Genomic DNA, 10,702 nt, shown 5'->3' on the forward strand with positions numbered 1-10,702 from the left:
CTGAAAACCAGCTCGTAAGACTGTTATAAGTGGGCTTAAATTTTCATTTAAGAAATAGAGATAGTTATCAATCAATTATTTATATAAAGAAATTTAATAAAATTTAAAAAACCAGAAAAGAATAGATGTTATGTAACATTTAAGCGTTTTTTTACAGGAAGAAAAGTGGGAATTATTCCACCTAATCTATCTACGCCTTTACCTATGTAATTTCTGTTGGCGTAATCAGAAATCATTTCCTCGACGTATATAATTGTTCTTTGACATCCAGAAGAATCGGTGAAAATTTCATCTGAAATATAAAAATGATTATATAATAATTCTTCTATCTTTTTTCTAATCTCTCCAATAGATAGATTACCGCGCTTAAGACCTAGATGTAAATGAAAATGATTGACATTTTTTTCTTCTTTTTCAATTACATAATAAAGATCCATGCCAAGTTTTTTAAAAATAGTTCTGGCGATGAAATCGTTGTAATCGTAATCATAATTACCAAATTTAGCGACGTCGTCAGATTTTATATTAATTGATATGTTTGTATTGTAGGGATTCTGTATTTCTCTTTTTACTTCGGAATTATTTTTTTCAGAAATAGGTTTTGATACTGTTTTTTTCGGAGCTCTTTTCCTTTGAAATTTTTCAAGAAAATTTAAATCTATTAAATATTCATCCAAATTTTTTTTATTTATTATCCTCTTAACAGCAATATCGTTCTTAATAAATAATTCTTTTACTCTTCTTCTTAATTGTCTTAAACCAAGATCAAGGAGTTTATTTTCGATTATATATTTTATGTTTTTAAAATTTTTCATAATTAATAGTAGCACTTGTTATATGGGCATAATGCGCCCAAAGCCTATATATATGTACCAACCAAAAAATAAAAAGTCAAGTTTTGATTAAAATAAAAAGAGAAATAATTTATAATAAATTGATTTTCAGTGAAATATTTTTAAAAAAAATATTCTGTAAATGATATTATGATGAGGTAATGATGCTTATGTCCCATTAAAATAAAGTTGGATTTGCTAGTTAAAATATTGAAAAAGATCTTTTTTCGGAACAAAAAAAATAAAAAAAATTAAGGAAGTACTTGGTGGTGTATTTTAAGATACAGTGAGGGAGGGTAGAAATAAGGGGATACGTAGGTACCCCCTACCTGTCTTTAATAAATATTTAATGATTCTAGTTTTTCTTTTACAGAATTAGCTTTTTCAAATTTTGAACTTCTGATATAATTCTCTAACGTTTTAATAGAAGAATGTCCGCTGATTGCGCTTAAATCTGAAAGAGGTATTGATTTCTTAGCTAGATTTGTAAACAAGGAACGGCGCGAGGTATGTGAGCTCACTAATTCATATTTAAAATAATTTCCAATAACTTTTCGTTTTCGTTTATTTTTTCCTTTACCTGTGACAACAAATTTGCTTCCTGAAACAAGTTCATTTATTCCAGCAAGTTCACAGACTTCTTTGATGTACTTATTGTATTTTACTTCACTAATTACTTTTGGTAAATTTCCGTTATTAAGTGATAATATTTCTTTTACAGGATTAAATACTGGAATAACAACATCAGTGTGAGTTTTGATTGTTTTCGTTTCTATGAAGCCGTTTTTGAACTTATCAATTGTTAAAGCAAAGAGATCTGAGATTCTTAATCCAGTATGTAGCTGAATTATAAACCACCTTCGTGCATTCTCTAAATATTTTTTATTTTGAGGAACAAAAAGATTGTAGATAAGGTTTATTTCATCATCATTGAGGTATATTTCGTTTGTTTGAACTCCAGAAAATTTGAAATTACCAATTAAGTAATCTTCATGAAGTTTTATAGATTTTGATTTCGCATAATTTAATATTGCTTTAAATTTATTCGTGTTTGTGTCTATTGAGTTTGTTCCTAATTTTGCTTCACTCTCTTGATATTTGATATAGTCTTCAAAAATTTTCGAGTCAATTTCTTGTAATTTGAAGTCTTTTTGATTCTGGTGAATCAAGAATGCTCTCCAGTAGTTAATCATAGTTGTATATCCCTTAATTGTGTTTTGCGAAAGATTTTTGCCGTTCTTAGCTTGTCCTTCAATTTTTTTATTGGTGGAGATATAATGGTTATAATAGTCTATAAAGTATGGTTCATCATCAATTTTGTCTTTATTTTGATTAGGATTCTCAAAACCAAAAAAATCGTAATATTTTTCACGCAACCATTTTGAAGTAAGCTTGTTGTTCTTTATTTCTGGAGAGTATATTTCCTCCTGAATAAATTGAGAGAATAGAATTACTGAATTGTTTACTTCTAATGATTTTTTGTAATCTTTTTCAGTTCTTTTATATCTAAAAGATTGACTAAAATTATCCCACTTGTTAAGGTCTAATACAATATGATTTAATGTTATTTTGATGTCAACATTATTGGCATGTCGAATTCTATATACCAACTTACTTCCAGATTTAGCTTCCTGAACTTTAAATTTTCCAATTACTATCATAATTAAATTTTTATGTTAAATTTTGAAGAGTAAGAAATCAAAAAAATTACCATATTTATTACCATGATAATCTTTTCAACAGCTTTCATATTGTTTCATATTAATTCATGACAAATCAAGAATTCCTTTATGACAAAGGATTATAAAGGAGTACGTTTGTCAGTGAAATTTTAATTAGGACCTCTAATTTTCTTAAAGAATGTTCCCACTCCGAGTACTAAGCAAAAGCTCGAAACATTAGTTTCGAGCTTTTTTTATTTACATTCTCCTTCTTGTATAATTTTTACTTCAAATTTTCGGGCTCTATCATCTATAAAAGTAGCTTCATTTTCATAAAACTCAGGAAGTTTGTAATGTGTATTATCCAGCCAACCACCATTTGGCCAATCAATTTTATGTAAATAATTATTTTTCGCAGTTATAGTTAATCGATATGTCTTGGTTGATTTGTTCGTTATAACCTTGACATTCGCACAATATTTTCCATCTTCAATGTGATCATTTATGTTGTGAAAATCTGAAGATGACGAACAACTATAAATGATAGTAAAGCAAAAAAGTAAAACTATATTTTTCATAATCTTTCTATTTAATCTTCGCTTAACAATCTAATGATATTCTGTTAAGCTTTGAGTTTTATTTACTGTATACATTTGCAGTAACAAAATCCTCATGTGTTAATTTATATCATTTCTCAAAATTACTTCTCTTTTCGGGAAGTTTTTTTGTTTTTACATAAAAAGTACAAGACTAACCGCCATTACAAACATACCGATTACAATTCCGTAAGTTGATAATTTTTTTCCAGCGTATTCGTTTGCCGTCGGAATTAATTCATTGATCGAAATATAAACCATCATCCCTGCGACGCTCGCGAAAATTGCCCCGAAAATTGATTCATCAAAAAATTGTAACAATACAAAATAGCCAATTAATGCGCCAATAGGTTCTGTTAATCCTGATAAAAAAGAGTATAGAAATGCTTTTTTTCTATTTTTTGTAGCGTAATAAATAGGGATTGCAACAGCAATTCCTTCTGGAATATTATGAATGGCGATGGCAGATGCAATAGAAATTCCGTAAGTTGGATTTTCTAATGCTGACAAAAAAGTTGCTAATCCTTCAGGGAAATTATGAATTGATAAAGCTAAAGCAGAAAACAAACCTAAACGCAATAATTTCTGATCGTTTGTCTCTGTTTTATTTTCATCGCAATGATGATGAGGCAATATTTTATCGATTAAAATGATGATTAAAATTCCTGCAAAAAATCCCAATAATGTATAAGTGTAACCTAATTTTTCTCCAAAAACACTTAATAATGATAATTTAGCTTTTGTTAAAATTTCTACAAAAGAGACATAAAGCATTACACCAGCAGAAATTCCCAACATTACGCCTAAGAATTTTGGATTGAATTTTTTGTACAATAAACATAAAAGACTTCCTATTCCAGTGCTGATTCCGGCAAGAAAGGTTAAACTAAAAGCAAATATTAGCGGATTTGAAAACATTAATTTTAATAAATAAGTTAGATTAATCTAACAAATATAATCTTTTCATTGTTTTGAACCAAGATAAATTAAGAAACCAACAAATTTCAATGTAATTTATCAGTTGTTGTAAATTATGAAAAGGATAAACTTATTTTTGTTGTATTAGTTTTTATTCAGATGGAACTTTTAGACGAAAATATTCAAAGCGATGTGTATCGCTCAATGCTCGAAATGATTGCCAAATTGGGATTTTCGAGTTATTCTACAACAATAATGACAACAATTATTTTATCAATTTTGTTAGTCATTATATTATATGCGATCGATTTTTTATTACGAAAAGTATTATTACTCGTTTTAACAAATTTTATTGCAAAAAGTAAAACCAAGATTGACGATTTATTGATTAAGAATAGAGTTTTACAATTCGCTACACACATCGTTCCTGTAATTGTAGCCAAAGAAGCAATTCCTCTTATCTTCAAAGGATTTCCTAATTGGATCAAAATTGCGATGCAGATTACAGATGTTGCGTTGGTAATTGCTGTTGGATTGTTGTTTAATGCAATTTTTAAAACGTTCAGGGATTTTCTTCGAGGTAATAAATCTTTTTCGGATAAACCAATTGATAGTTATCTGCAAGTGATGAATATTTTAGTTTTCTTTGTTTGCGGAATTCTAATTTTTTCGATTGCGACAGGAAAATCGCCTATTACATTTTTGGTTTCTTTGGGAGCGGCTTCGGCGGTTTTGATGTTGGTTTTTAAAGATTCGATATTAGGTTTTGTGGCAAGTATTCAGGTTTCGATGAATGATATGGTGCGCGTGGGTGATTGGATTGAGATGACGAAATATGGCGCAGATGGAACAGTTACCGAAATTAATTTAGGAACGGTAAAAGTTCAGAATTTTGATAAAACAATTACAACAATTCCGACGTATGCATTAGTTTCAGATTCGTTTCGTAATTATCGCGGTATGCAAAATGCAGGTGGAAGACGCATTAAACGTTCAATAAATATTAAAATGAATTCGATTCGATTTTTGACAGAAGAAGAAATTGAAGAATTGAAAAAAAATCCGAATGTTACACGATTTTATTGTAGATAGAACGAATGAAATCAATCAATATAATGTATCGAATAAAGTTGATCCAACGATTTTGGCGAATGGAAGACGAATGACGAATATTGGTCTTTTTCGACAATATATCAAGACATATACCTATAATAGTCCAAAAATTAGAACAGATTTGATGTTCGAGGTTCGACAACTTCAACCAACCGAACACGGTTTACCAATTGAACTATTTATGTTTACGAATACAACAGTTTGGAACGAATATGAAGTGATTATGGCTGATATTTTCGATCATATTATTGCGGTTGTTCCATATTTTCATTTAGAGATTTTCGAGTCACCTTCTTCGGATGATATGCGTGTAATTGCTGAAGCATTGAAAAGAAATAATTAACAAAGAAGCTGAACATTATTGTTCAGCTTCTTTGTTTTCGCTCGGTTTTTCCATCAAATTAACCATCAAATTTTTTAGTTTTTGATACATAAAAGAAGTTAATAAGATTAAAATTCCTAAAACAATAAAAGATATTATTCTGAAAATATTGCTCATTTCCCAAACATCAACGAAATATAATTTTAGAATAATCAATCCAAATAATATAATTCCAACAATAGGAAAACCTTTCAGTTGTTTTCTTAATCCGAAATAAATCAATACAAATCCTAAAACTGCCCAAATAATTGGCAATAATATCATTCGGAAAATATCGGCTTGATGCGAAAAATTAGATGAACTTTCGTCGAGTGTTATTAACATAAAACCATTGTATTTCTCGAAACTAATCACATAAACCAAGACAAACATGCTGATGATTTGTTTTGCTTTGGAGCTTTGGAAATCGCTACTTTTTACAACTAAATAAATAATGTAAGCGGTCGGAATGAGATAACTCAAATAAAGAAAATAACTACCGATGTTGTAATTTGTTTTGCTTGGTAACAACGGAATTTCGGCAAACATTGGTAAAAATAGAATGCAAAAAGCCGCAGAAATTTGTAAAACAAGTTGCAAAGCATTTCCTAAATTTAGTTTTTCGCGCTGCGCTAAAACAAATGCAATAAAGAATAATGTATAAATCAATACATAACTTACAATCATCATAAAGTTGAAATAAGGTTCGATTTGGTAAATTAATTCGAACAAAATTCCTGTGTACATCAATAAAAGTGATGTTGAGATGAAAATAAATTTGGAATGATTGAGCTTGAAACCTAAAAATTGTTCTTCGGTTTCGAAATCTTTCATCAAATATATATTCGCAATAGAACAAATTAATGCAATAAAACTTGTGATGAAAACGTGATTGAAAATTACGACTAAATGTTTTTCAATATTGATATAATCAAACCAATTGACGCATAAAGCAATCAATAAAAATGGAAACATCGCAATGAAAAAGACTTTGAAAATGTTTTCTTTACTTTTTTTCCAAAGAAACAGTAACAAGGTTGATTCAATCGAGAAACAAATCGAGACGACATTTGCTTTAAATTGTAAGGCAATTGCAGTTGTGATAAGCGCAATACTCAAACCGATTAAGGTATTTTGTAATAAATTATTTTTAGATGTTTTGTAGATGTAAAATGCACCGAAAGCGTTTATCAATCCAAATATGAAAGCCATTAAACCATTATTATTTCCAACAATAAAATAATAAACCGAAGAAATTAAAATGGTTGATAAAATGGTATTGAAAATTAGTAAAAGGCAATTCCAAACCGAAAATTCTCCTTTTTTGATGTAGTTAATTAAACTTGTAATAGTGAAAATAACGTAAAGCAAGCCAAAGAAAAGATATTGCGTTGAGGTTTTAGAATTGTCGATCCAAGCGATACTATATATAAAGGTAAAGCCAAATGCGATAAACGAAATAACTTGCCAATCTTTTCGCCAAGCCATGTACAGCATACTCAAGTTTAGAATCGTTAAATAACCAAACAGAAATACAAAATTGCTTTCGCCTGTACTAATCATCAATGGAGCGGTAAAACCACCAATAATCGAAAAAATGGCTAAAACTTGTCGATTATATAACATTGCCATCACGATAGAGAAAATCGTTACAATTGTTAATAATCCAAAAGTGGTATTCTGAGAAAGTAAATGATATTCTCGGAAGGCGATGGTTAAGGTGAAATATAAAACGGTTAATCCGCCACCGATTAAGATGGAAGAAAAGATTTCAAAATTTTTCCGAATAAAATGAGCAATTCCAATAATTCCTAAACCAACTCCAATTCCAATCATTACTCGGAAAGTTTCGTTGATCCAATTTTGATCAATTGCATATTTTACGAAGTAAGCAATTCCTAGAACTAAGGTTACAATTCCGAAAATCGTCAAGAAATTGTCTTTAATAAATGCAATTGCGCTGTTTAGATTTTTATCAAAACTACTTTCAGTTGTTTGTTTTGGTGGGATTTTGTCAAAAATACCTTTTGGCATTTCAACTTTATGATAGGAAACAACTTCTGGTTGAGGTTCAATTTTTTTCTCTTCAACTATTTTTGGTTGCTCAACAATTGGTTTTGATTCAGTTTTAATTTCTTTCGCATTCAATTGCTCTTGCAAATGCTTTAGTTTAGTTTCTTGATAATCAATTTGTTTTTTTAGTTTCGAAACTTTATTAAACAAAATAACAATCAATACGAATATAATAATGGCAATTAAAAATTCCATAAAGTGTTTTTTAGGTAAATTGAAGTTAAGCTTTTTTTCAGAAAGCCTAAAATTTTGTTTCATACATACCAAAATCATTCTGTTTTCGTTATTCTACAAAATCTTTATTTTTGCTAAATGTTTAAAAAGCTAAGTACATTATTGTTTATCGCGCTATCAACTTCGATTTTTGCGCAAGATGGAACGCGTGTTTACGAGTTTTTGAACATTACAACTTCTCCACGTCAAGCGGCTTTGGGAGGAAATGCAGCAACTTCTTGGGATGCAGATCCCAATTCTTCTTTATGGAATCCAGCTTTGATGAACCGAGAAATGCACGGTCAATTCGGAATCAATTACGTCAATTATATTGCGGATGTAGATTTCGGGACATTTTCGACGGTTTATGAAATCGATCAAGAAAATTTTGTTTCTGTTCATGGTCAATATGTTGATTACGGAAAATTAATTGGAACTGACGAAAACGGAAATGTGACAGGGAATTTCAAAGCAAATGATGCAGCGATTACAGTTGGTTATGCACGTGTTTTGGGTGATTATTGGACAGTTGGAGCAAATTTAAAATACATCAATTCTACTATCGAATCATATAAATCTTCGGCAATTGCTGGAGATGTTGGTCTTTCGTACCACGATTTTGATAAAAATATCAATGTTTCGCTGGTTGTGCGTAATATCGGTCAACAAATTCAAACGTATAATGGCAAAAAAGAAGATATGCCAACGCAAGTTAATTTGGGAATTTCTCATCGATTAGAACATGTTCCGTTAGAATTTACGTTTTCTTTGCACGATTTACAGAAGTTTGATATTTCCCAACCTTATAATAAAAACGGACAAGAAGTTTCTGCTGGAAGAAAAATGATTGATCACCTTTCGGTTGGAGCAGAATTATTTCCAGAATCAGATTTTAATATGCGTTTAGGTTATAATTTCAAACGTGGAAATGAATTAGCAGCCGAAGGAATTCGCTCTTTATCTGGTTTAACGTATGGTTTTGGAATCCGTATAAATGCTTTTCGATTCGAGTTTAGTCATGCGAATTACCACAAATCTGGAGGTTCTAATCACTTTGGTTTGATTCTCAATTTAGACCGAATTATTCAAGGTCGAGATTATTGGAGAAGTAATCCTTGGTTATAAAAACTTTTCAAACAACTATAAAATCTTATCTTTGTCTTCAATTCTATATAGATGAAAGAAAATTTAATTATTGCAATCGACGGATATTCTTCTACAGGAAAAAGTTCGATGTCAAAAATTATTGCAAGAAATCTTGGTTATACACATATTGATAGCGGTGCAATGTATCGCGCTGTGACTTTGTATGCATTTCAACATCAGTATATTGTCGATAATAAAATTGATGAGCAAGCATTAATAATCAATTTATCTGACATTAAGATAGAATTTAAACAAGATCTTATAACTCAAAAGAATCTTACCTTTTTGAATGGTGAAAATGTAGAAGCTGATATTCGTACGATGGAAGTTTCTAAAATGGTTAGTCCAATTTCTGAGATTCCTGCTGTTCGCGATTATTGTGTAGCGCTTCAACAGCAAATGGGAGAAAAAGGAGGTATTGTGATGGATGGTCGCGATATTGGGACAACAGTTTTTCCAAATGCAGATATCAAAATTTTTGTTACAGCTTCACCAGAAGTTCGTGCGCAACGTCGCTTTTTAGAATATCAACAACAAGGGAAAAATATTCCATTAGATGAGGTTCTAAAAAATGTGAACGAAAGAGATTATATAGATTCTCATCGCGCATATTCACCACTTCGTAAAGCAGATGATGCAATAGAAGTTGATAATTCGAACATGAATTTAGAAGAAACGGTGAATAAAGTGATGGAGATTATCAATTCTAAAAAATAGAATCCTCTGTTGCGGTTGTAAATTCTTCCAAAAATTTCATTCCTCGATAGGAGTTTCCTTTTAAGTTTAGTTTAGGACTCCAAACTGAAACAATGTAATATTTGGGCATAATTGCAACAATTCCTCCGCCAACACCACTTTTTCCAGGTAATCCAACACGAAAAGCAAATTCACCAGATTCATCATAGAAACCGCAAGTTTGCATAATAGCGTTGATTCGTTTTGTTTGACTAATGTTTAAAACTTGATAATCATCAAATAAGTTTTTTCCTTTATTAGCCAAAAAAGAAAAAGTTTTACTCAACTCCATACACGACATTTCAATCGAGCAGATATAAACATACAAATCCAGAACTTCATCAGGAGAATTATGAATGTTGCCCAACGATTTTATAAAATTTGTCAAAGCTGTATTACGATAAGCAGTAGAAAACTCACTTTTTGCAATTTTATCAGAATATTGAATAGAATAATTACCAGAAACCTTTTTGATAAAATCTAAAAAATATGCTTTCGGATTATCGCAAATATCAATTAAGATGTCGCAAACCACTAAAGCGCCCGAATTAATAAATGGATTTCTAGGAATTCCTTTGTCAGTTTCTAATTGCAATAATGAATTAAAAGGCGTTCCCGAAGGTTCTACATCAACTCTTTCCCAAATTTTCTCGCCAATTTCTCTATAAACTAAAGCCAAAAGCAATACTTTTGAAATACTTTGAATCGAGAATTTTTCTTCACAATTACCAAATCCAAACTGAAGTTGATCCGTAAACAATAAAGAAACTCCAAATTTCTCACCGTCTATTTTAGATAATTCAGGTATATAGTTAGCTGTTTCTCCCAAATTTTCTTCTTCAATTACTTTTAGGTAAATGTTATTTATTATCTCAAAATATTCTTTTTCTTTCGAAATCATCGCGCATATTATATATAGTATGAATGTAAATCTATTTTACATGTTAAACAAAATTAAAAATTTATTTATTTTTTTGAATAAATTATTCTCGCTTTGCGACAATTCCTCCCGAGTAGTTAACTATAAAGTATCCCTTTTTCTTTTCTTTTTGT

At 30.0% G+C, this 10,702-nt stretch carries 10 protein-coding genes; 4 read left to right on the plus strand and 6 right to left on the minus strand.

Annotation, left to right across the window (positions count from 1 at the left end):
* Positions 1-128 precede the first annotated feature (128 nt).
* The 4 genes from N5D03_RS11450 to zupT form a co-directional block, all read right to left on the minus strand.
* Complete coding sequence (locus tag N5D03_RS11450; RefSeq protein WP_280037701.1) at positions 129-815, minus strand: hypothetical protein; 687 nt, start codon at positions 813-815, stop codon at positions 129-131.
* A 353-nt stretch (positions 816-1,168) separates the two neighbouring features.
* The gene (locus N5D03_RS11455; RefSeq protein ID WP_280037703.1) at positions 1,169-2,494 is read right to left on the minus strand and encodes a tyrosine-type recombinase/integrase; all 1,326 of its coding nucleotides are present in this window, start codon (positions 2,492-2,494) and stop codon (positions 1,169-1,171) included.
* Between the two features lie 254 nt (positions 2,495-2,748).
* Positions 2,749-3,072: a hypothetical protein gene (locus N5D03_RS11460; protein ID WP_115002202.1), complete on the minus strand. Its 324-nt coding sequence runs from the start codon at positions 3,070-3,072 to the stop codon at positions 2,749-2,751.
* A 153-nt stretch (positions 3,073-3,225) separates the two neighbouring features.
* On the minus strand, positions 3,226-4,008 hold the full coding sequence (gene zupT, locus N5D03_RS11465; RefSeq protein WP_115002203.1) for a zinc transporter ZupT: 783 nt from the start codon (positions 4,006-4,008) through the stop codon (positions 3,226-3,228).
* Positions 4,009-4,167: 159 nt separating this feature from the next.
* On the opposite strand from zupT, the gene N5D03_RS11470 reads away from it, so the two are divergent.
* Positions 4,168-5,100 (plus strand): mechanosensitive ion channel domain-containing protein, encoded by a 933-nt coding sequence (locus N5D03_RS11470; protein WP_280051727.1) that lies wholly within the window; start codon positions 4,168-4,170, stop codon positions 5,098-5,100.
* On the plus strand, positions 5,075-5,464 hold the full coding sequence (locus N5D03_RS11475; RefSeq protein ID WP_280051728.1) for a mechanosensitive ion channel domain-containing protein: 390 nt from the start codon (positions 5,075-5,077) through the stop codon (positions 5,462-5,464). Before N5D03_RS11470 ends, N5D03_RS11475 begins: the two co-directional genes overlap by 26 nt.
* A 15-nt stretch (positions 5,465-5,479) precedes the next feature.
* Here the strand turns inward: N5D03_RS11475 and N5D03_RS11480 are convergent, their stop codons facing one another.
* Entirely contained in the window at positions 5,480-7,750 is a 2,271-nt protein-coding gene (locus N5D03_RS11480) for a DUF2339 domain-containing protein (protein ID WP_280051729.1), read from the minus strand.
* 117 nt (positions 7,751-7,867) lie between these two features.
* On the opposite strand from N5D03_RS11480, the gene porQ reads away from it, so the two are divergent.
* Entirely contained in the window at positions 7,868-8,893 is a 1,026-nt protein-coding gene (gene porQ, locus N5D03_RS11485) for a type IX secretion system protein PorQ (RefSeq protein WP_280051730.1), read from the plus strand.
* A gap of 51 nt (positions 8,894-8,944) precedes the next feature.
* Complete coding sequence (cmk, locus tag N5D03_RS11490) at positions 8,945-9,631, plus strand: (d)CMP kinase (RefSeq protein WP_280051731.1); 687 nt, start codon at positions 8,945-8,947, stop codon at positions 9,629-9,631.
* On the opposite strand, the gene N5D03_RS11495 is transcribed toward cmk, so the two are convergent.
* Positions 9,621-10,550 carry a glutaminase gene (locus tag N5D03_RS11495; protein ID WP_280051732.1) on the minus strand — a complete coding sequence of 310 codons (930 nt, stop codon included), beginning with the start codon at positions 10,548-10,550 and terminating at the stop codon, positions 9,621-9,623. The two genes, cmk and N5D03_RS11495, sit on opposite strands and share 11 nt — an antisense overlap.
* Positions 10,551-10,702: the final 152 nt, after the last annotated feature.

The sequence above is a fragment of the Empedobacter sp. GD03861 genome, from assembly GCF_029840885.1.
GTDB classification, from domain to species: Bacteria; Bacteroidota; Bacteroidia; order Flavobacteriales; family Weeksellaceae; genus Empedobacter; species Empedobacter falsenii_B.

Bases quoted from the DNA above. Each gene is read 5' to 3' on its own strand.
- N5D03_RS11450 (WP_280037701.1), bottom strand. From the start codon at position 815: ATGAAAAATTTTAAAAACATAAAATATATAATCGAAAATAAACTCCTT.
- N5D03_RS11455 (WP_280037703.1), bottom strand. From the start codon at position 2,494: ATGATAGTAATTGGAAAATTTAAAGTTCAGGAAGCTAAATCTGGAAGT.
- N5D03_RS11460 (WP_115002202.1), bottom strand. From the start codon at position 3,072: ATGAAAAATATAGTTTTACTTTTTTGCTTTACTATCATTTATAGTTGT.
- zupT (WP_115002203.1), bottom strand. From the start codon at position 4,008: ATGTTTTCAAATCCGCTAATATTTGCTTTTAGTTTAACCTTTCTTGCC.
- N5D03_RS11470 (WP_280051727.1), top strand. From the start codon at position 4,168: ATGGAACTTTTAGACGAAAATATTCAAAGCGATGTGTATCGCTCAATG.
- N5D03_RS11475 (WP_280051728.1), top strand. From the start codon at position 5,075: ATGTTACACGATTTTATTGTAGATAGAACGAATGAAATCAATCAATAT.
- N5D03_RS11480 (WP_280051729.1), bottom strand. From the start codon at position 7,750: ATGGAATTTTTAATTGCCATTATTATATTCGTATTGATTGTTATTTTG.
- porQ (WP_280051730.1), top strand. From the start codon at position 7,868: ATGTTTAAAAAGCTAAGTACATTATTGTTTATCGCGCTATCAACTTCG.
- cmk (WP_280051731.1), top strand. From the start codon at position 8,945: ATGAAAGAAAATTTAATTATTGCAATCGACGGATATTCTTCTACAGGA.
- N5D03_RS11495 (WP_280051732.1), bottom strand. From the start codon at position 10,550: ATGATTTCGAAAGAAAAAGAATATTTTGAGATAATAAATAACATTTAC.